The sequence below is a fragment of the Nocardia alni genome (assembly GCF_019038435.1).
Classification (GTDB): domain Bacteria; phylum Actinomycetota; class Actinomycetes; order Mycobacteriales; family Mycobacteriaceae; genus Nocardia; species Nocardia alni.
On record NZ_JAGPOX010000076.1, the window covers coordinates 21,983 to 44,085 of the forward strand.

Here is a 22,103-nt window from a genome sequence, read left to right on the forward strand (position 1 = left end):
TTCTCCTGTTCACCTCGCTCACCTCTGGCCCACGATCAGCCCGTCGGCGCCGCCGCCACCGCCGGCGCCGACATCGCGCCCCCGGTGGGGTCCGCGGGCGCCGCGGCGGCGGCCGTGACACCGGTGGCTGCGCCGCTGTCGGCGCTCATCTCGATGCCGTGCGGGTGGGCGAACCCGTTGAACTGACCGAAATCTCCTTGCTTGTCCGACATTTCCGGAGTGAACGGCTGCAGCTTGCCCTGGACCATGACCTCCAGGGATCCGGTGGCGCTGGCCTGATCCGGTGGGAAAACCACGAGGATCGCCGTTCGGTTGTCCCAGGTCGCGACGTCGCCGGTCATCAGTTGGTACGGATCCACGGCATCGCCGATGTGCTTGGCATCCGACCACTTCACCGACGTCTTGGCGTACGCGGCCTGCGCGTCGGTTCCGTCGGCGTTCGCTCGCGCGGCATCCAACGCTTGCGCGACGATCGCCGAAACCTTCTGCGTGCGACCGTCGTCGAAGGTGTAGGTCACGCTGCCGTCCGAGTTCTGGCCCGGCGGCGTACCGGTCGGCTGGGTCGAGGACGGGCTGCTGGGCGCGGCCGGCGGCGCGGGCGTGACAGGCTGCTGAGTCGCCTGCACGGACGACGGGGACTGACTGACCGGCGGCGGCGCGGGCTGGGCCGCACTGCCCGAAGCGCCCTGATTGCGCAGGGAGTTGAGGTCGGAATCGTTATTGTCGCGGCCCGACATCTGATTCATCATCATGGGCAGCATCATGGAGTCCATCAAACTACTCATATCCGAACCCGAGCTGCCGCTGCTGTCGTTCGCCGAGTTCTGCAGGGAGTCGATCGCATTTTGTAGTTCGCCGGCGATATCGGAGTTGCCGGCGCCATAGGAGGAACCGTACGAATTCCCGGTGCCATTGCCACCGGAACCGGTGGTGGTGTAGGAGCCATCGGTACTACTGGACGGGAAAAGGCTGCTGTAGTCGGTGGATACGGCGGTCGAAGCGCCACTCCCACTGCCCGCCGCAGCATCAGCAGCTTCCTGGGCAGCCAAATCGTTGGCAGCTGCCTGATCCGAATTCGATCCATTATTATTATTACCGGCAGTACTGGGGATGCCGCTGGCCGTACTGCCCTGATCACCGTTCGCTGCCGTGTAAAGTTTATCCACCTGTTGCACCGTAGTATCCATGGCGGTCCAGAGATATTGGTCCTCGGATTCGTTGCCCGCCGGCGGTAGCCCCACAGTCTGATTGAATGCCGCTATAGCGGTATTGAAACCGTTCTGACACTCGGTGCTGATGGTGGCGGACGCCCGCACTTTGTCGAGGACATTATTGTATTCCGTCAGAAGCGATTCCCAGTCGGCCTGTAGGGCCGCAGCCGTACTGGCATAATTGTCGAATACCTGGGACTGGCCCGCCGAAATCTGAGGAACCTGCGTCACGGCCGCAAGAGTCGGCGGGGGGAGTTTCGATCCCTCGCCACAGGCTCGAAACATTGTCGAGATACTGTCTCGGGTCGAGAGGATCAACTCTGCGGTCTGATCGAGAAAGATGTACTGCCGTGGATAGCTTCGAGCCCTCATGGCTATCCGATCCGGCAGGTACATATCGTCCATGACGACGGCAGAAGTAGATGCAGTGGACGCAACCATAGGTCACACCGTCCAGCCACTCATACAGGGATCCCGGAGGATGCTGTGGTCACATAGGGGCTCGCGTCGGTGATCGTATTCGAATCCGTACCGTTTCCTATGTTTACGGTAGGAATAGAGGTAATCGCAGTAGTCTTAGCCGCGGGTACCTCGCCCGCATATACCTTATCCGCACCTTGATTGACTGCTGTCGCACCCGCACCAGCCGCAATGGAGCCCCATCCTGTACGACCTATATCGTCCATTGCAAATTCCCGCGCCTCAGCCCAGGTAGCATTACCGGCGAATCTCTCGCCTAAACCGGCCACGGCATTCTCAGCGGCGTCCGTAACTCCGTCCAACGCACCACCGGCGAGCCCTCCACCGATCCACCCAACCGCCCCGGTCAACGCGGCGGACTCGAGGGAATGAGTGAGACTTTGGCCGTCGATCATATTGGTGGCAAAGGAAGCAGCCCCGCCCACGAGTGCCGCGCCGATCGGCCCGCCCACCGCGAATCCGACCCCGCTCGCCAGGCCGGTAGCAATATTTCCCCAGCTCAGACCGAACAAACCCATGAGATCACCTGCCTGACCACCATCTACGGAACTGTTTCCGAACAAGCCCATTGTCGAAGATTCCCAGCGATGGGAAGCGCCGACTGGTGAGGGCAGGTCAGGATGGAATCGTCGGATGCCCAAAGGGCACCTATGTCCGTGACCGTAAGGATGCTGTCGGTGCCCCGTCATCGATGCAGGAGGAAGTACCGGATGAGCCTCCACCACTCGCGGCTCATGGACCCCACACCGCTCTGCTATCCGTGCGGGGTGACGGATGTGCCGGGTGGTGGGCGGTGACGAGTCCGACGGCCGAGGCGCCCGCCGACGATGATGCGGCGACAACCGGTACACAGGATAATTCGAGCACGAGCAGTACGACACCGTGGTCGGGGCGGACTTCCCAGCGCAAAGGGACGCAGTCTCCCGGGACAAGCGCACCGGGGACCACCGGTGATCTGAACAATCCAGCCCAGCAGGGTTCCGGGAATCAGACCGGCTCGACTACGGCGACGCAGAATTCGGATGGCACGAACGCTCCCCCGGCAGCGAGTACGACCGCGGCGCCGCAAGGTGTCACGGTGGGCGCACCGGCACCGGGGCAAGCTGGGACGACGGGGCCAGGGAACCCACAGGCGGGAACGCCCGGAGCTATATCCGCCGATCCCGGAGGCCCTCGAACAGGTTCCACCACAGCATCTTCCGCACCCAGCGGTACAAGTTCCGGTGCGTCGCCACTCGATCCGAGCCAACTCGCCACATTCGCCGCACCGCTGCTCCAGGTCGGCGCCTCGGCCCTGGAGATACTGCCCATGCTGGCCGCGGCACTGGCCGGCTCCGGTGGCGGCACAGGCGACAGCGGGAACTCCGCACAACTCCAGAACGCGATCAATATCCTCGAACAACTCCAGTCGGCCTATGGCGACGGCAATTCGGGTACCGGCGGTACCGGCACTACCGGAACTACCGGCGCCACAACAGGTTCCGGTACGGGGTCGACCGCGGAGGCGCTGAAGGCCCACGAGATCTACCAGGAGAACGTCGCGGCGGCGTTCAACGGGATAGACAACACGCTCGCCAACCTGGTGACCTCCTTTGCCGGAGGCCATACGGTCGACCAGTCCCAACTCGACTCCCTGCTCCAAGCCGTGGATGCCGCGCTGGCACATGTCGGCTCGGCCGCCCTGCTCACCAGCGCGGGCGAACAACAGGTCACCAAGATCCTCACCATCGCCCTGGACCAGGCGGAAAAGCTCGCCGGGAACACCACGACCAGCGCGCAGACGACCGCCACCGACATCAACGAACTCGCCAACCAATACCTGCTGATCCTGTCCGGAGAGAACCCCAACGCCACAGTGTCGGTAGCGGGGGTGAACAGCGTCGGCGGCACCGTCGGCCAATGGATCTCCGAAGCGGCACAGGTGCTGAAGAAGTACGGCATCACACTCACCGCGGCCGACGAGCAGGATCTCGCCGTCATCATCGAGCACGAGTCGGGCGGAAATCCTGACTCTATCAACGAAACCGACAGCAACGCCGCGGCCGGCGACCCGTCCCGCGGCCTGATGCAGACCATCGGATCGACCTTCAGCGAATACGCGGTGCCGGGTTACAACACCAACATCTACGATCCGGTCTCCAATATCATTGCCGGAACTCGCTATGCCATCGCGAGGTACGGCTCGCTGAGCAGCGTTCCGGGCGTGATCGCCGTGAACGAGGGCAAAGCCTACGTGGGGTACTGATGCCCCTTACTCGGAACATCCCGGATCCGGACTCCGACGACGACCAGGCTGTCCCGGGAGCCCACCCCGAGGTGACGACGGCACCGTCTCCACAGCGGCGTTCCGCACCGAAACGACCTCGGCTGACACCGCTCGAGCTGACAACGGCGGCACCACCACCAGCGACAACTGCCGCGACGAAGGGCGTGGCGGCCGTCACGCCGGCTGCGGCCGCCGCACTGCCCCTGTCGGGCGCGCTCGCCGGCCAAGCCTCCGCCACACCACTCGCCGCTACCGCCCTCGGCACACTGGCCATGATGGCCGCCAGTTACGGTGCGGGAGCTCCTGTTTCCGATATCGGACAGTCCGTGACTCCGCCTGGACTCGCTACGAGCGGCCAACCGGCCGGCCTGTCCGCCTGGGATGGCCCGGTCGGTTCCGGCTACGCCAGCGCTGCCCAGACCACATCGGAATCGGGCACCGCGATGGGCGATGTGAACACCGAACTCACCTCACTGCTATCCGGCGCCGCCGGCAATACGGCCCAGGGTCGCGCGGCGATGCAGGCGATCCTGGCCGATGTCGATTCGTCCATCACGGCCCTGGGCACGGTGCCCGACTCGGCCGCCGGACGCGCCTTGCTGATCGGTGTGATGGATACCGCCTTACACCGCGCGGGAACCGTTCTCGGGCAAGGACACTCGGTCTCGGCCATCACCGCCGACAGGATATCCGCCCTCGCGGACCGCTACCTACGGGAGTCGAGTATCAGGTCGTACCCGACCGCCGTCTATTCCGGCTTCTCGGCCGGTCCGCCACTGGCCATGCCGTCAGGCACGGAGGCCGAGTGGATCGGCGGTGCCCTGGACCTGCTGCGCGCCAACGGATACGACGTCAGCCATATCAATCCTGCAGATATCGCGGCGATCATCCAGCACGAGTCCGGCGGCAACCCGAACGCGATCAACGGCTGGGACAGCAACGCCGCGGCCGGGCACCCGTCGAAGGGGCTGATGCAGACCATCGACTCGACCTTCTACGCCCATGCGCTGCCCGGCCATACCAACATCTGGAATCCTGTCGACAACATCGTCGCGGGTGTCCGCTACGCCATCGGCCGTTACGGCTCGGTCGACAACGTGCCGGGTATCGTCCGACTGCACGAGGGCCTGTCCTACGTCGGATATTGAGCCCAGCAGGCCATGACCGGGTCGACCTAACAATGTTCGGTACCGTAAGACACCTTTAATGTACCATCAAACATCGGGACGATTAACGCCGTCACAACAGACAGGTCGCATTGCGGCAACCATTGATTCATGCCGATGGGCGGTGAAACGATGCCAGCGCTCGCAGTCGAGACGGGATCGCACAGGCCTCATCGGCTGAAGCACGCTCCAGCACAACCGGTTTCGGTCATCGGGTGCTGCGCGCGCTGGGCCACCGCGTCCCGGCGACGTCGCTCGACCGTCCTGCTCACGATCGCCACCCTCGTCGAGTTGACCACCACCGCAATCCTCTGCTCACGAGCCGGGGCGTATGCCGGGCCCACAACCACCGGCACCAACACCTCCGCGATCAACGGACTCAGCTTCACCGATATCCGGGACTCGTACGGCGTCCCGGTGTGGGACTACCTGTACGCCACCAAAGATGGCAGCATCCTGAATCCCGGGCAGACGATGCTGGCTACCGGGCTGCGCGGTCTCGAGATGGTCTTCGTGGTCGAGTCACTCCTCGCGCTCTATCTCACCCAGTGCGTGTGGAGCTTCTCGTGGCTCGGCTGGTTCGACGCGGCGCTGACGAAGGTCGCCGATACGCTGACCGGGCAGCTGACCACCCCCGTCATCCTGGTGCTGTCGGTCACCATCGGTGGGTTGTTCGTGGCGTGGTTCGTGCTGCGCGGCAGCTATGCCAAGGCCACGCTGCAGGTCGTGACGATGGTGGCCGTCGCCACGCTGGGCACGATATTCCTGGCCCATCCGCTCGCCGATGTGCTTTCACCCAACGGCGTATTGGGTCAGGTTCGCAACCTCGGCTTCTCGATCGTGGCCGCGCTGAACGGGGATGACACCGGCAACGGCCAGGCCACGATCAACACCGTGACGGGAACGCTGGCCACCAATATCCCTCGACATCTCCTGCAGACCTGGAATTTCGACGCCATCGTCGATGATTCGCCCACGTGCCGCGCGGCCTGGTCGAACGGGGTGCTCGCCGGTAGCGAATCGCAGGTGGAGTCCGGACTGCGCAGCTGCGGAGCGTCCTCTGCCTACGCTATGACGCAGAATCCGAGTATGGGGCAGATCGGCACGGGCCTGGTGGTTGTCACATTCGGCACCATCCTGCTGATGTTCCTGGCGTATCTCTCGATCAAGGTCGTGCTGTGCGCACTATCGGCCATTACCAACGGTTTTCGCCTCATCTTCGCGCTCACCGTAGGCGGGTTCATCTACGGGCGCACTCAACTCGGCCTGGTGCGCGCCCTCGTGGGTGTGGCCGGGGACGCCTGGTCGATGCTGGTTTATCTCATCTATCTGGGTGGGTACGCGATGATCGCGAACGATATCTTCGAGGCTGCCCCCGGCAGTGGAATGGAGGTGATTCTCGTCGGTGGGAGTGGGATGATTGCCGGATTCGTGCTCCTGCGGCGCATCGACAAGAACCTCCTGCTCGGTCAGAGTCAGATCGTCGACCAGTTACAGGGCGCATTGACCGGCAAACCGGGCGAGGCGGTCGGCAGCACTGGCGGAATGGGCATGAACAGCTTGCGCTATTCGCTCTCACCAGGTCATCTCGCCACCGAACTAGCACTTCTCAATGCCAACCCGGTCACTTCCTACGTATTTCGCAGGCCGAGCCCGCTGACATACGGATCGAAGGCGAGCTGGGACAACACCTGGCTCAACTACCAGATGATGCTCGGGAAGATTCCGAAACGGGCAAGCGAAAGCTGGATGGCCCGCCTGACTGCCAACAAGATAGCGCACGACCATGAAGCGAGAGAGGCGGTACGCGAATTCCACGGAAACAACGCTCGTTCGGCCGCTGCCGCAGTATCGAACGTATTCGGGCTCACGAATGATCCCGCGGATGCCGTGGGTGCATTGATAAACGCAAGATATTCGAGAAGTATGGCGTATGGCGCCGTAGAGGCCCGCGCTCGGCTGAATTTGGCCGCCGAGGACAATCCGGCGGAATACGGACCACTGAATCGTGCGGCCGCGGCCGTAGAACTCGCCCGCAACGCGCGACATTTTCCCGATCCGGCAGAAAGGGACATTTATCGAGGTCAGATGGCCGAGATCGCAGCACTGTTCGCGTATGACGCGAGGCCGTTCGATCCCAGTGGATTCCAGCATCTCAGTCAGGCAGATCAGAACTTCATCACCGAGGTGCGGAATCATTGGGATGAACCATGGGAAACCTTCAATGCCAGCCTGACGCAGGGACAGGGATCGAACCAGCGCACAATGCGGCAGCGGTGGGGGGAGATCAGCGACGATGCCCGCCGATATACGGGAAGCCAGCTTGCCGATGGGCTTTCCCGGGCGGCCACCCGATACTGGGAAACCGACAATCAGGCCGACCTGAACGACGCGGTACGGTGGAAGAATAGAGCGACGATCATAGATATGATCATGTCGGACACCCATGTCGGCCCATGGACCAACTAGAATTCACGGAAACCGGTGATGGGAACGTGCCTGCACTATTAGCATCGACCCGGACAAACCAGTTCATCATGAGGGCGGTACAGTATGACGACAAACCCCACCATAATCCGAAGTTTGGTCCCCGCACGGATGGACCGATTGCCTTGGACGAGATTTCATTGGCTCATCGTTGTCGGCCTCGGTGTCTCCTGGATTCTGGATGGGCTCGAGATCCAGATCGTCAGCAGCCTGGGTGGGGTGCTGGAGAGCCCGCACACCCTGCATATGACCAGCGGGCAGGTCGGCGCGACGGCGTCGTGGTATTTGGCGGGTGAGGTGGTCGGCGCGCTCGTCTTCGGGCGGATCACCGACAAACTCGGCCGCAAGAAGCTGTTCGTCCTGACCCTGGGCATCTATCTGGTCGGCAGTGGGCTGGCCGGATTCGCCTGGGGTCCGGTGTCGCTGTACCTCTTCCGATTCATCGCGGGCACGGGGATCGGCGGCGAGTACACCGCGATCAACTCGATGATCGACGAGATCATGCCGTCCAAGTATCGCGGACGGGTGGACATCGCGATCAACGGAACCTATTGGGGCGGTGCGGCCCTGGGCGCCGCGGCCAGCCTCATCCTGTTCAACGAGCACTACGTGCCGATCCAATGGGGTTGGCGGATCGGCTTCTTCATCGGTCCCGTGCTCGGCCTGATCATCATCTTCGTGCGCCGCCAGATCCCGGAGAGCCCGCGGTGGCTGCTCACGCACGGCCGGGCCGAGGAGGCGGATCGCACGGTCGAGGAGATCGAGGCACGGGTACGCGCGCGAGGTGTGGATCTGCCGCCGGTCGACGAGAGCAAGGCCCTGGACATCGTCGATTCCGATCGCCTGTCTTACCTGCAGATGGCACGAATCTTCTTCGGCCGCTATCCCTCTCGATCGTTCCTGGGCTTCACGATGATGGTCACCCAGGCATTCCTGTACAACGCGATCTTCTTCACCGAAGGTCTGGTGCTGATCCACTTCTATCACGTCCCGGCCGACCACACGGGGTACTACTTCTTCCCGTTCGCCGTGGGCAATCTGATCGGCCCCATCGTGCTAGGCCCGCTGTTCGACAGTATCGGCCGCCGAAAGATGATCTTCGCTACGTACGCCGGCTCGGGCGTGCTACTGCTGTTGTCCGCCTGGGCATTCCACGCGGGCATCCTGAACGCCACGACCCAGACCATATTCTGGTGCTTCATCTTCTTCTTCGCCTCGGCGGGCGCGTCGTCGGCCTACCTCACGGTCAGTGAGATCTTCCCGCTGGAGCTACGCGGCCAGGCGATTTCGTTCTTCTTCGCGATTTCCCAGGGTGCCGGCGGCGTGGTCGCGCCGTGGCTGTTCGGCCGCCTGATCGGCGGATCGGACAACCCGAGCCCGGATCGGTTCCCGCTGACCATCGGATACGTCATCGGCGCGGCGGCGATGATCGCCGGCGGGCTGGTGGCATGGTTCTTCGGCGTGAACGCCGAGGGGCAGTCGCTCGAGGACATCGCCGACCCGCTGTCCAAGGCGGACCCGAGTTCGTTGCCCGCGGCGACCGCCGGCGAGCCGAGCGGTCAACCGTAACCGCCATGCCCGGAGGGGCTTACGCCCAGCGGCTGGCGTGATAGCCGCTGGGCAGGGGGATCACCTTGACATCCTCACCGGTATGCGGGGCCTCGACGCACTCGCCGTTGCCGATGTACATCATGACGTGCCCTGGGTCGCCATTGTTGAATTCGGCGTCGGGGAAGATCAGGTCGCCTGGCTGGATGTTGGCCGGGTTCACCTTCTGCAACTCCTGATACTGCTCGGCCGCGGTACGCGGAATGTGGACTCCCGCCGCCGCGGCGGCATATTGGGTGAGCCCGGAGCAGTCGAAGGAGTTCGGACCCTCCGCGCCGTAGACGTACGGCTTGCCGACCTCAGACAGCGCGACCGAAATCGCCTGGCGCACAGCGGTGGTCGCGGATCCTCCGCTGCCCGCGTTCGGATTCTCGCCGGACAGGATCAGCATGTACTGGTTGGCCAGGTCATTGATATCGGCCGCTGTGGTCTGGGCACTGACACTCGTGTTGCCGGTGAGCTTCTCGGCCTGGGCCAGGGCTGTGGTGAGGATCTTGGTGACCTGTTGCTCGCCCGCGCTGGTGAGCAGGGCGGCCGAGCCGACATGGGCCAGTGCGGCGTCCATGGCCTTCAACAGGGAGTTCAGTTGGGCCTGGTTGACCGAATGTCCCCCCGCGAAAATCGTGATGTCCTCGGCAAGAGTGTTATCGATGGCGTTGAACGCCGCGGAAACGTTCTGCTGGTAGAGCTGATGGGCCTTGACCGCGTCGGAGGTAGAACCTGAGCCCGAAGTTGTTGTGACACCGGTTGTTCCAGTGCCCCCGTTTGCCCCTGTTCCGGTCGTCCCGGCGCCGACCTCACCGCTGCCGCCGTTGCCGTAAGCGTCTTGAAGTTGTTTGAGAATGTTGATCGCGTCCTGGGTTTGCGCGGAGTTCCCGGTTCCTCCGCTGGTTCCGTCACCGGAACCGCCGAGCGAGGCGAGCAGCGGCAGCATCTCCAGCGCGGAAGCGCCTGCTTGGAGCAGGGGCGAGGCCAGGGAAGCCAGATGCTGCGGATCAGTGAGGGATGCACCGGAACTCGCGCCGACCGACGCAGAACCACCGGTGGAGTCCGTCTGAGTGCTCCCCGGCCCCGTCGACACGGTAGCCGCCGTTCCCGCCTGAGGATTCCCAGGTCCGGTCGTCGCGGCCTGGCCGGGACCGGCCGCACCGACGGTCGTACCGCTCGGGGTGGGCGCCGCACTCGCGCCTACCGGATTCTGGGCCACCGTACCCGGACCCGTATTCGTCCCGGTGGCCTGGATCTGCCCGTTCAGCCCGCCCGCGCCCGCCGCCTCTGCGGTTCCGCTCCCTGGTTGCGTCGCTTTACGCTGCTGCGTCGTCCGACCGGACCACGGCGTCGAACCAACCGAGCCCGCGTCCGCCGCAGCGGTTTCCGAATCATCGTCCGTCGGCGCATCGGTCGCCGGACTGGTCATGACACACCGCCCTCCCGGCCTGTTTCAGCGACGCTCATCGCATCCGCAGTTCCGCTCGTTCCTTTCGGCTCTGGTCTCGGGATCATGAAGCGCCCTCGAGCACTCGTTTCACCCGCACATCGCTTCCGGTCGGCATGCTCTCCTCGACGACCTGTCCGGTCCCCGGGTCCACGGTGACGATCTGCTCCGGCCCGAGGGCCACACCGGCACGGGTCGGCGCGTTGTCGCTGTAGCTCCAGAACACCAGGTCCCCGGGAGAGGCGGCCGCGGGAACCACCCGCTGACCGCAAAGCCCCTGAGCCGCGACAGTACTGGGAAGTCGAACGGATTCCGGTGACTTCGCCAACTCTGCACAGGTCTCCGCCGAAGCAACGGAGGGCGCCTCGGAATTCACCACCGTGGTCGGAACCTGACACCGGCCGGTCGAGCCGGCGATCGCCCCGAACTGTGTGACCTCCTGCGTCAGTGCCGCGACGCCCCGGGCAGCCCGACTGCCCACGTCCGCCAGTGCCACCTGTCGGGCGCAATCGATCGCCGCCCCAGTGGCCGGCGTCTGCAGCGGCTGCTGCTGATAGGGAGCGGATGCCATGGCTGTGGCACAGGCCAGGTCCCAGGCCGAGGCACTATCCCCTGGGGCGAAGGTGAGCCCGGCATACGGGTTGGCGGTCGGCAACTGCGACGGCGCCGTAGTCTCGGTCACTGCCGCCGTAGTGGATGGAGCGGTGGTCTCGGTGACGGCGGGATCCGGCCCGATCGCACTGTCGCACTGATAATGCCAATCATCCGTTGCTTCCGAGGTAAAGCTCCCCAACTCGACGACCGTCAACGCCACTGCGAAGATCACCAACCCGACAAAGATCATGACCGCCCAGAAAACGACGGGGAATCCCGCTGCGAGGGATCCAACCCAAAGTACTGTCTGCACCCCTCTGACCATCCTCCCAGCAGCCGACCGCTTCGCATTGTTCCCTTGTCCTCGACCGACCATCAGGGCCTACCTCACCGCTGAAGCGTCCAGGACGTGCGGTTCGGCCGCAGTTCCATTGCAAGGCACGGAAAAAATCGGTTGAGCATCAGGGCACCGACCCATTCAGAGGCCATTCCTGGTATCCGCGAGGCGTCCTCAGTCGCCTGCTCAGCGGAGACAACCTTGAATTCCAGTCGTGGGGGGCAAGGTGAACAGTGTCCGAATCGGGGGGATTCACGATGTCGATGACGGACCCGGTTTTGAAACCGTGTATCTGCTGGGTCAAGTATGCGGCTTCCCTGGCTTGCCTCATAGTTTCATAGTCTCCAGGGTTACGCATGAGGCGCAAGGAAGAATCAAATGTGCGCTTTGCCGCCTCGTTCGTAATCCAGTCCAGAACTCGATGAGCGTGCTCGGGATCCATGTCTCGCAGTTCATGCCGAAGCGAAGCAAAATCGTCACTCAAATCTGCCCCGCTTTGATAGGGCGAAAGTCCCGAGAGCTCCCGGAGTGCCCCGATATGGAGTTTATCGGGATACTCAAAATACCTCTGGGCGATATCCAGATTCTCGGGACTCAGCGTGACACCGCCACGGTGGTGTCGCCGATATCGATGAGCCGCAGCCTCGAATGTTGCGAAATCTGCAGCCACCTCTTCCGCTGATTGATGCGGATCTCGCATAGCATACCGCCGCGCAGAAATAGAGGCACGACTGGCCGCACCGAGCAGCAAACGGAGATTTGCGTCGGACAACGGATAGCCCGCAGCCTCCTCCTCCGCCCCGCCCCATGAGCGTACTGCCTCCCAGGCTATAGGCGCACTGAATCCGGAGGCGATCATGGCGGCGTATGCGTCATCGAGGCTGCCGCCCGCTCTGACGACATTGGATATGGCGGCGCCTGCTCCGAGGTGGCTATTGATTCCACCGAAGGCCACGGCTCCGTCAAGGGCCAACCTCTGGTTCTTCTCGCGGTGCATCAGGCCCTGCACGTTGGCATTGTTCCTTCCGCGCAGGAAACGATGATGCTTGAATGCATCAGAATTCGCCTTTTTGGCCAACTTATCCCCCCGAGCAAATGGGTGCAGGAAGTTCGGGGTGGCCCCGGCCAGCCATTCGAAGGCAAAGTTGCTGCTCAGCGCATTTGCCGCGGCGAGGCCAGCCATCATCTTGAACCCGCTCAACGAATTCCCCGCCGCGGCGTTCCCCATGCCGAGCGCACGCCCACCACCGCCGCCACCGCCGGATCCGCCCTGCGCAGCCTGACCGAGCCGGTTGGCGATGAAGTCGTTGGCGCTTTCCATCCCCTTGCGCATGCGTCTGAGTTGGGTGAACGCAAGTATCGGCATGAAGACGCACAAAATCATCACCACCATGGTCTGCCCCTGGGCGACATCGAATAGATCGCCAACAAAGAGCTCATACCCGCCGTCGAGAGCGATATACCCCACCATGGCGCCGGCGGCCACGAAGCCCTCGACGACGCTACGTATAAGAAATATCTGAGGCGGGCCGTACACGAAACCGCTGCCCGCAAATCCTACGATTGCGCAACCAGCCGACCAGACAGCGCGGAAGAACGCCCACACGATCACCCAGAACAAGTAAAACTGAAACAACAGTTCGAAGAGCCCGACCACCACCAGGATGAACCCTTGTCCCATTTGGCTGGCAGTCGGGTTGGCGGCCAGCGAATACGCTACGCTGTCGCCGCAACTCTTCATACCACTCTTGATCTCATCTTCATTCGATGTCATCGCACCGCGGGTCCAGGCAGTCTTGCAGGTCGCCGAATTGTCGACCACATGTCCAAAATTCCACACCTGAAGCGGATAGCGACCGAACTGGTCCACCATATCGTGTTCCATCGAGGCTTGCATCGCGTCGGGTTCGGTGGTTGGCGTACCGTTGAATCCCGCCGCGAGTGAAATCCCCAAATTCTGCCCTTGCGCGAGTAATCCGTTCGAGGACAGCGCATCACTCAGTGGATGTGCGAGATACAGTGGCCCGATAATTGCGACAAGAATCATGGTCACCACCTGCATGGCGGCCTTGGCATGAAATCCCCGGACAACGAAGTACGCGACGAATAATGCACCGATAGTCGCACACACAATCAGTATGGAAGAAATCGCAAGCTGGCTCGAGAAACGATCGGTCACCTTCGTCAGTACCGAGCCGATCGCCTGTGGCACGCCTCCGGTAACTGCCGCGTGATTCACCTCTTCGGACCACTCCAACTCCTTTTCCCAAAGCCCGAAGTTGATCTCGTCCACGCTCGACATACCGAAATCCTGCGGATTGAACAAACTCCCGTGATTGGTGGCGAACACATAGTTCGATAATGGAACGCCTGAGGAATCGGTAATCTGCCCCGAACCCAACGTTGACGCCGCAGGCGTGTCGATGACCGCAGTGTCGGTCTGCGCAGTGGCGCCCGGCGCCATCGGCAGGAACACCAGCGCGAGTACAGCCGTCAGCAGCCATACCGCCCTTCGCCGACGACGGGTGGCGCCGAGCCATCGCCGACCTCGCCGCACCACCGCCAGCAGTCGCCACCGGTCGTAATCGAAGAGCGTACGCTCCCACGCCAGGAATTCCGGCCCCTGTGCTGGGGGTAAAAGCCGCGTGACGCGTTCCCGAAAACGCTCCGCAACTCCGGTACTCACGGAGCAACCTGTCGCTGAGATATCAGCTCACGCATCTCCGCCGCAGAGGTCGGCGTGCTACTTATCGCTTCGGCTCGGTCCGGCCGCGCCGGACCGAGCACCTTGCCGCGCCCGATCCGGTTCAAGGCGTCGCGGATGAACATCTCCCCGCGTCGCTCCTCTGGCACCTGTCGTCCCTGGCCGACCGGCGGGGAGGTTTCCTCGCGCAGAATCTGCAGCAGAAACGGGGCCTCCTCGAGATCCACGCCGAGCCATTCCAGGCTGTTGCGGGCCAGAACCTCATCGCGCTGCCGGAAGACGAAGCGGTTGGGGATCAGGTTGTGGGCCGCGCCCTGGAAGTCGGTCGCGGGGTCGTGTGAGGCCAATCCGATGGCGGCCAGATGCTTTCGGCCGTCGCGGCTGAAGTCGGAGGTCACCGCGGCGCCCACCTGGGTCTGGGTGAAGTGGTGCGCCTCGTCACCGATCAGAAGCCCGAATCGTCCGTTGTCGGTGAGGAATGCCTCGCGCGCGGTGACACCCACCAGCTCGTACAGCGCGGTGCCGAGTCGTTTGGTCAGCGGCAGTCGGTTATACAGGTGCGGTGTGGTGAGTTCCTCGGCGGTCGGCAGCGCCAGGTTGTGGCTGCGGATGACCGTCGCCGCCGCGTCCAGGCGCAACGTCGGCAGCGCCGAGTCGAACAGGACCGGAACACGGTCCACGATGGCGCCCAGCCGGGCCGCCAGATCGGTGTATTCGTCGCCGCCGGCGTGGTCGCGCAGCTTCAGAACGACCCGGTGCAGGTCGGCCATGCTTCGAATGCCGTGTTCGGCGAGCCCCTTTCGGGTCAGCAGATTGCCGATCACGGCGCCGGCCCCGCTCGTGGGCGACAAGTCCAGCAGCGGCAGCAGCGAATCCGTCGCTCGCTCACCGGCGACCGCGGGATCGAACAGGCGCAAGGGATCCAGAGAAACCGTCGGATTGGTCAGGTCGATGACGACGGCGTCGTCGATCGACTCCGCGAAATACGCCCACTCCCCAACCTGACTGCGATCGATCGCCAGGAACTGGCCGCCCATATCGTGCACCAGCACCGCGATCAGCTTCAGGAAATAGGACTTACCGGAGCCCAGTTCACCGGTGACCGCGAACGATGCCGACAGGTCGTGCAGCGCGGCCTCCATGATGCCGAAATGGATCGGCTCGTAATTACCGGACAGCAGGTTCACCCCGATCACCGGACCGCTGTCGTCGCCGATCTGGCTGGAGGTGAACGGCACGAATCCAGCCCACATGTCCGAGGGCACGATATGTGCGAAATCGTCGTAGGCGCGCCGCGGTGGGCTGCCGGGTATCAGCATCGACCACAGGTCGACCTGGGCGCCGACCGGCGCGGTCAAGTCCACCTGAAATCGCTTGTAGCGTCGTTTTATCGTGTTGACCGCATCCAGCGTGATGTCTCGGGACGCTCCGCCGACGGCGATCACGGTGGTGAACGACACCTCCGCCTCGCCGCCGTTGACCTCGAAATGTTGCTGGTATTCCCCCAGCATCTGCGCCTTGGACATCAGGGTGTTCTGGGCGAAAGACACCTCCTGATCCCGCTGATCGAGCTGTTCGCCCAGACGCCGCAGGCTCAGCTCGTTGTTCTTGAGTACCTGCTCCGCCGGTTTGGTCGATACCCGGATCCCCCAGTCGACCGTGACCTCGGACATCCCCTCGACGACGCTGAGGAATTCGCTCCCGCCCGGAAATGTCATGCCGGCGTAGGGAAAAGAGCGCGGGGTGAGCATCGTCTGATAGGAGGGCTGATAGCCGTAGTCAGGCTGCACCACCTTGATCACCGGGGCGAACGAGGGCCGCAGGCGTCGGCCGCTGTCGGCCTGGGCCCCCTCGTCGAGGGCGGCCGAGCGGAATACCGCCGAGGTGATGTCGTCCAGCACACCCGCACGGGTCGGGGCGTCCGGATCACCCACCGCGCCGCGCGCCAGATAGTGCTCCCATAGCCATTGGAACAGCGCCGCCGGAACCGGCGTCGGATCGAATTCGCTCCCGATACGGGACAGGATCTCGGTGGCCTTCGTCTCGTATTGTTCGAGCTCGGCGTTCGAGAGCGCGGTCGCGTCAATCGTGGTGGTACTGCCGCGCCACATCCGTGACAACGCGGAGGTCGCCTGATTGCCGGCTCCGACCGGAATCGAGAGCAGGAATATCCGGGTATTCGGTGCGATGGCACGGATCCGCTCATAGGAGGCGACGACCTCGAGCGCGTAATCCTCGCATTCGTCGAGATCGACACCCTCCACCATTTTACTCAGCACATCGATGGTGCTCAGACGCGCCTGAATACCCAGCAGCAAAGATCCGCTGGGCACATTGGTGATGAGCGCGTGGTGGGCGGCTTTGACATCGTATTTGTCGGTCGCCCGGCGCAATCCGTAGCCCAGTGGATTGATGAAATAGGTCGCGGTGATCAAGCCCGAGTGGGTGAATTGCAGATTCCCTCGGATCGCGGCAGTGGGCTGCAGATCCCGCTCGAATGCCATCAGTAGCTGCCTCTGGGAAGTGCGCCGTTCTCGTCCACCCGGCCGGCCGCGGTGATCCAACTCTGCGCCATCTGGAGCGGTACTGAGCTGGACCGCCGACGACCCGAAACGGCCCGTTTCGCATCGGGTACGATAATCACGAAGCTCTCCTCGACGAATACGGTATTCCGGTTCGAATCCATGAGAGTGGGCATTCCGGAGGCCGATAGAGGTTTGCGGATCACGATCACTCGCGCCACCCACACTATTCGCGAGATCATGCGAACCCCGGTGTACGGCACCAGCCCAACCCCGAAGACGACCAGGACCGTCAGCCCGAGCCCGACCGCGAAGGTGACGGCCGGATTCAGCGGCAGCGACATGGCCAGCACCGAGGCGATCAGCAGCAGGACGATCGCCGCGACCACCTGCGGCAGCGTGTAGGGACCGAAGGGAAGTTTCTGGCCGTTCTGTGCCTTGCCGATCATGGTGGGCACCCGTTTGATCGGCGTGAACACCTTGATCACCTCGGCCATCAGTAATTGCTTCCGATGGGATGGTTGGGCAGTACTGTGTCCGAATCGGTCCGGGCGTAATTGATCAGCGTGGGCAGAATCCAGAACAGGACCGCTGCCAGCAGGGCGGAACCGACCACGGTGAGAATCGCGCCGGGCGAGAGCTTCGATTTTGCCGCCTGAGTGATCAATACCGCCATGCTGATGATCGTGATAATGATCAGACCACCCCAGCGTACAGCGTATAGAATAATCTCCAGAATTTGGGACAACTGTGTGTTGACCATCTCGCCACCTCTTTCGGGTCAGTTCTGCGTCGCCGGCGGAATCTGTGCCGTCGGTGAGGATGTTGTGGTGGCCGTGGCCGAGGATGTGCCCGCGGCCGGGACAGGCGCTCCCGGCCCGGCGACCACCGCCAGCGGCTGACGCAGCAGGGGCACCGGATCGATCGTCTGCACCTGCCATTCGCCCGCGTTGCGAATCATCGTCAGGGCGTAGGCCAGCGTGGGGACGGCGCCCGCGGCTCCCTTCGGGTTGATCATGGCCTGCACCCGAGCCGACGCACTACTGCGGCCGCAGCTGCTGTCGTCGGACTTGACCGACAATGTGTCGACACCGGTGAACGGCGCGGGGTTCAGGGCGGCAATGGCCGAATTCGGCGTGACGTAGCGGGTGATATCGCCCGTGCCGGTCAGGAAGGCGGTCAGAAATCCGCTCGACACCGTGGCCACTGGCGAATCGGTGGGGCATGACATGCTGTACCCCAGCGCCAGGTCGGCCCCCTGACCTGGCGGCTGTACCACGGCCGGTGGTGAGAGCGCCCGCAGCAGTCCGCCCGATTCGGAGACCGCGACGCGGTAGTACTGCCTGTCGGTGACCGACGGCGAGGTGGTCGCGGCCGCCGCGCCTTGGTTCGTGGCAGCCAGACGCACCGACACCGTCACCGCCCAGATATCCAGGCTCCCGGTGGACAGGTCGCGGGCGATATACGCCACGGACGGATCGATGACCAGCTGCCCGGTCGCCGGGAGCGTGAGCTGCTGATCGTCGCCGAGATATCGGGAAAGCTGATCGTGCTGTCCGGCCGTGGCGCCCAGATAGGCGGCCACGAAGTCCCGCGCGAACGATCCCGCGAGCTGCGCATGCCCGACCAGCACCGTGGTCGAGTCGTCCGAGGGCCCCTTCGGCGGCGTGCTGAAGAATCCGAGAATCGCACGACCGCCGCCCAAAATCGCCAGCACCGCGAGCACCACGACGACTACGTTGTCGCGACGGCGACGCGCGGCCATTCGGCGAAGTAATTCCTCGCCCGAACCTACCGCCCGTCCCGTACTTGTTCGCACTCAGAAATGGTAGAGAGGATGACGTGTACCGAATTGATCGCTGTTCCCAACGATGGGGAGCGGTCCTGAGCTGGCATTCGAAAGGGACCGGCAGCCGTCGCGGCCAGCTTCACGGTCGGCCGTTTCAATAGTCGACTCGTCGTTCCAATCGGCGGCTGAGCCAATGTCTGAGTTGATCGTCGTAACCGATCGGCGCGTGCCCGCCGGGCACGTCGAGCAGACTCGGCTCGGGTTCCAGCAGCGGGATGTCTGGCACCCGGACCAGCTGCGCGATCGCCAGCTGCCGGGCGGAATATCCGGGATACGGATACATCAGCAGGGAGGTCGGGGTGTATCCGCCGTTGTAGTTGAGCGCGCGCACCACCACCCCCGCGGTACCGCCCGAACGCAGGTTCCCGCCGAGTTCCGCGAGCCTGTCCCGGTCGTCGGGGTGAAACGCTTCCACGGGCCGGAACAGATAATCCCAGCGGATCCAGGGCGCCGGATCGGTGAGCCAGTGCGAGATGCTGGTGTGCTCGAGCTGAACCACCGCGAGATGGGTTCCGGCTCGGCGATGTGCCTCCCGTAGGCCGACCCGCTCCAGCGTCGGCCAGGCCACCGGCATGCTCGTGGAGGAGATGTCCTCGATCAGCCACCATGCGCCCCGGGGTCGCGTGTCGGTGCGGGCGCGGATGGTGATCCGCCAGCGCCCGGGGTTGCCCGTGAGACCCGGCATGGTCACTTCGAACTGCAGTTTGTCACCAGGTTTCGGGTCGTACAGCAGATCGAGCAGTTCGGCGTGCCGGTCGAACGCCGTCATCCGGGCGAAGAGTTCGGCGATGGACATGCCGGGGACGTACTCCTCGGCCGAGATACCGCACAGGCTGGTGATACCGCCGGGCAGGGCCACGGTCTGGGTATCCAGATCCCAGACCGCGCCCACCGCCGGCGCCGGTTCGGGCTTCGGCCCGTCCGCCGGACCGAGCCAAACCCGCACCGCGTGCACATCGCCCGCGGGGCCGAATACCGGCCGGATCCGCAGCAGGTGCGGACCCGCCGTGGTAGGGACCGACTGCTCGAGCTCCTGTGCCCGGTCGCGAACTCCGAGCACGGCCTCGGTGATCAGCGATGTTGTGAGGCTGTCGTAGAGGGCCGGCGTCCTGGCCAGCAGGCGTTGTGCGACCCGCTGCCAACCAGCGAACTCCCGCGCGGTCTCCCCCACCGATGCCACCGATAGGGCGCCGGGCGCCAACGTCTCGATCGTCACCCAAGGGATCACTACGCCATTTCGCATTGTCTGCCTGTATCAGTCGTCCGCTCGACCGCGAGGATCGAACTAGTCCGATGGTTACACTAAGTAATGTACCGTTACTTAGCGGCATGATCAATGGGCGTATGGGCCTCTTTACTCAGCTACTCCCGCGCAGTCACGGCCAGCACCCCCGCACCCGCCAGAACACCCACCTCCCCCAGCTTGGACGGCACCACCCGCAATCCCGGCAGATAACTCAGCCTGGCATGAGCGGCGACCGCCTCGCCCAGAGGCCGCCACAGCGCCGGCCCGGCTTGCGCCACGGCCCCGCCGACGACCACCAGGTCGACATCGAGCAGTGCGGCCACTGACGCGATCGCCCGGCCCAGCGCCGTTCCGGCGCGCCCGATCGCGGCAGCGGCGAGCTCGTCACCCATCGCCGCCGATCCGATCAGATCGTCCAATGATGTTCCACCCCAGCCATTCTCACGAGCCCAGCGGACCATGGCGATCCCGCTCGCCACAGCCTCGAGGCAGCCGCGGCCGCCACACGAACACGGCTCGTCGAATCCGGGTATCAGCACATGACCGATGTGCCCGGCGTTGCCGGTGCGCCCAACCGCGACGAAGCCACCGATCATCACCCCGCCGATGACCCGGTGCGACACCGAGATCGACAAGGCGTCCTGCACCGTGCCCGTCGAACCGAAATTCCGTTCGGCCAGTGCGAGGCAGACGCCATCGAGCGCCAGGCTCACGGCCGCGCCCGGGAATGCCTTGCGGGCGGCCTCGACGATGCCGAAACCGCCACGCCACGAAGCGATGTCGGACGGCGCCACAACCCCTGCGACCATATCGATCGGTCCCGTCGCCGCGATGCCCAGCGCCGCGACGTCAGCGCCGCCGGCCGCGGTGAGCAGCAACTCGCGACACGCCTCCCACGGCGCCTTGGCGGGTATGGGTATCCGCTGGATGTCGTCATCGCCGACACCGTCCTCGACCCGGCTCGCCACGAACTCCTTCGAGCCGATCTCCAACGCCAGTATCGTCATGAGTCTGCCCGGCTCATACCGCCTCGGCGCCGGTAGGCCTCAGACGCCGCCCGAGTACCAGAAACCGCTGCGGCGCACCCGAAGTCGAGCCGGTGTGCAGCGGGCGCTGGCCGTTGCGGATGATGCGCAGCGGGCGTTTGTGGTCGATGGCCGCGGCGCGGTGCCGGTCCAGGTTGTCCACCACTCGGCCCGCGCCGTCGTAGCCGACGCCGGCCCAGATCATCGAGCGTGGCGCCAGGCCGCGTTCGATCAGATTCTGCGCCAGCTCGGCGCATTCGGCGAACAGCGGACAGCCTTGGCAGATCTGGACGGCGGCACGCCAGGAATCGGGGGTGCCGACATCGAGGTCCCAGTCATTGGGACCGTCGGCGCAGGGGGGACGCCGAACCGCGGCGGGCGGAACCGCAGGTGCCGGTGCAGCCGAATGCTGCCCGACGATCTGCGGTTGCTTCGCCCGCGAAGGCCCGGCCGGGGCTGGGGGCTGGGACGCCTGAGTTTGCGTCCGCTGAGCGAGGGTATGCGAATGCGAGGCAAGTGATTGCTGTGCCAACGCATGTGAACCCGCGATCAGCGCGCGGGTGTCGATGGTACTCATAGCCGTCTCCGGGGATGCCGAGGGCACGCCGAGTGAGCGTGTCCATGGGTCGGACGTCATCAGGGCTGCTCAACAGTCCCCGGGAAGCAGCGATAAAACGCTGTACTCGAACGCTAACCCACGATGGCCTGCAGGGCAAGCGGTTAAGCCGCCACGTAACGGCACGTTGACCTACCGGAAATCCCTACTTACCGCTATATATGGTACCGTTACTTCACGGCACGTTCTTAGGTGGATCGATCTTATGGGTTCGGAAACTTCGAGATCGAGGTCCGCGAACGCGTGCCTATCGAATCGAGTTGGGCTTTCCAGGAGTCTGGCTGTGCAGGTTGAATACACGATCGACGAGTTGGCACGGGTCGCGGACACTACGGTACGTAGCGTCCGGGTGTATCACGAGCGCGGCCTGCTGCCCTCCCCCGAGGTCCGCGGTCGCATCGGCTACTACGGCGCCGGACATCTCCACCGCCTGCAGACCATCGGCCGCCTGCTGAGCCGGGGCATGAAACTCAACGGCATCCGGGAACTGCTCGATGCCTGGGACCGGGGCGAAGGACTGGCCGACGTCCTGGGCGTCCAGCCCGCCCCCGGCGCCC

17 protein-coding genes are annotated in these 22,103 nt (G+C 64.0%); 5 read left to right on the forward strand and 12 right to left on the reverse strand.

The genetic code is table 11. The features are described from left to right. Positions 1 to 35 precede the first annotated feature (35 nt). Both JZ791_RS26050 and JZ791_RS26055 read right to left on the reverse strand, forming a co-directional pair. Positions 36 to 1,616: a hypothetical protein gene (locus tag JZ791_RS26050; protein WP_216897861.1), complete on the reverse strand. Its 1,581-nt coding sequence runs from the start codon at positions 1,614 to 1,616 to the stop codon at positions 36 to 38. A gap of 56 nt (positions 1,617 to 1,672) precedes the next feature. After that, the gene (locus tag JZ791_RS26055; RefSeq protein ID WP_216897862.1) at positions 1,673 to 2,209 is read right to left on the reverse strand and encodes a hypothetical protein; all 537 of its coding nucleotides are present in this window, start codon (positions 2,207 to 2,209) and stop codon (positions 1,673 to 1,675) included. Between the two features lie 791 nt (positions 2,210 to 3,000). Between JZ791_RS26055 and JZ791_RS26060 the strand changes: the two genes are divergently transcribed. From JZ791_RS26060 to JZ791_RS26075, 4 genes are all read left to right on the forward strand, one after another. Continuing rightward, positions 3,001 to 3,936 (forward strand): DUF4226 domain-containing protein, encoded by a 936-nt coding sequence (locus JZ791_RS26060; RefSeq protein ID WP_216897863.1) that lies wholly within the window; start codon positions 3,001 to 3,003, stop codon positions 3,934 to 3,936. Further along, positions 3,936 to 5,105, forward strand: a complete 1,170-nt coding sequence (locus tag JZ791_RS26065; RefSeq protein WP_254206312.1) for a transglycosylase SLT domain-containing protein — start codon at positions 3,936 to 3,938, stop codon at positions 5,103 to 5,105. The genes JZ791_RS26060 and JZ791_RS26065 overlap by 1 nt, the downstream gene beginning before the upstream one ends. Positions 5,106 to 5,255: 150 nt before the next feature. Beyond that, positions 5,256 to 7,592 (forward strand): hypothetical protein, encoded by a 2,337-nt coding sequence (locus JZ791_RS26070; protein ID WP_216897864.1) that lies wholly within the window; start codon positions 5,256 to 5,258, stop codon positions 7,590 to 7,592. A 114-nt stretch (positions 7,593 to 7,706) separates the two neighbouring features. Continuing rightward, positions 7,707 to 9,179 carry an MFS transporter gene (locus JZ791_RS26075; protein WP_254206313.1) on the forward strand — a complete coding sequence of 491 codons (1,473 nt, stop codon included), beginning with the start codon at positions 7,707 to 7,709 and terminating at the stop codon, positions 9,177 to 9,179. Between the two features lie 19 nt (positions 9,180 to 9,198). Here the strand turns inward: JZ791_RS26075 and JZ791_RS26080 are convergent, their stop codons facing one another. From JZ791_RS26080 to JZ791_RS26125, 10 genes are all read right to left on the reverse strand, one after another. Then, positions 9,199 to 10,635, reverse strand: coding sequence for a C40 family peptidase (locus tag JZ791_RS26080; RefSeq protein ID WP_216897865.1), 1,437 nt, complete (start codon positions 10,633 to 10,635; stop codon positions 9,199 to 9,201). Between the two features lie 82 nt (positions 10,636 to 10,717). Then, positions 10,718 to 11,335: an NlpC/P60 family protein gene (locus JZ791_RS26085; RefSeq protein WP_216897866.1), complete on the reverse strand. Its 618-nt coding sequence runs from the start codon at positions 11,333 to 11,335 to the stop codon at positions 10,718 to 10,720. 373 nt (positions 11,336 to 11,708) lie between these two features. After that, entirely contained in the window at positions 11,709 to 14,270 is a 2,562-nt protein-coding gene (locus JZ791_RS26090) for a hypothetical protein (protein ID WP_216897867.1), read from the reverse strand. After that, positions 14,267 to 16,792: an ATP-binding protein gene (locus tag JZ791_RS26095; RefSeq protein WP_216897868.1), complete on the reverse strand. Its 2,526-nt coding sequence runs from the start codon at positions 16,790 to 16,792 to the stop codon at positions 14,267 to 14,269. Before JZ791_RS26095 ends, JZ791_RS26090 begins: the two co-directional genes overlap by 4 nt. Next, positions 16,792 to 17,307, reverse strand: a complete 516-nt coding sequence (locus JZ791_RS26100; RefSeq protein ID WP_216897869.1) for a hypothetical protein — start codon at positions 17,305 to 17,307, stop codon at positions 16,792 to 16,794. The genes JZ791_RS26095 and JZ791_RS26100 overlap by 1 nt, the downstream gene beginning before the upstream one ends. Beyond that, positions 17,307 to 17,573, reverse strand: coding sequence for a hypothetical protein (locus JZ791_RS26105; protein ID WP_216897870.1), 267 nt, complete (start codon positions 17,571 to 17,573; stop codon positions 17,307 to 17,309). Before JZ791_RS26105 ends, JZ791_RS26100 begins: the two co-directional genes overlap by 1 nt. An 18-nt stretch (positions 17,574 to 17,591) precedes the next feature. Continuing rightward, positions 17,592 to 18,629 (reverse strand): conjugal transfer protein, encoded by a 1,038-nt coding sequence (locus JZ791_RS26110; RefSeq protein ID WP_308163098.1) that lies wholly within the window; start codon positions 18,627 to 18,629, stop codon positions 17,592 to 17,594. A 124-nt stretch (positions 18,630 to 18,753) separates the two neighbouring features. Beyond that, positions 18,754 to 19,875 (reverse strand): GAF domain-containing protein, encoded by a 1,122-nt coding sequence (locus JZ791_RS26115; protein WP_216897871.1) that lies wholly within the window; start codon positions 19,873 to 19,875, stop codon positions 18,754 to 18,756. Positions 19,876 to 20,021: 146 nt separating this feature from the next. Then, entirely contained in the window at positions 20,022 to 20,912 is an 891-nt protein-coding gene (locus JZ791_RS26120) for an ROK family protein (RefSeq protein WP_216897872.1), read from the reverse strand. Between the two features lie 13 nt (positions 20,913 to 20,925). Continuing rightward, positions 20,926 to 21,507 (reverse strand): hypothetical protein, encoded by a 582-nt coding sequence (locus JZ791_RS26125; RefSeq protein ID WP_216897873.1) that lies wholly within the window; start codon positions 21,505 to 21,507, stop codon positions 20,926 to 20,928. Positions 21,508 to 21,823: 316 nt separating this feature from the next. Between JZ791_RS26125 and JZ791_RS26130 the strand changes: the two genes are divergently transcribed. Further along, positions 21,824 to 22,103, forward strand: a 280-nt coding sequence (locus JZ791_RS26130) for a MerR family transcriptional regulator (protein WP_254206318.1), incomplete at its 3' end; no start/stop codon positions are given.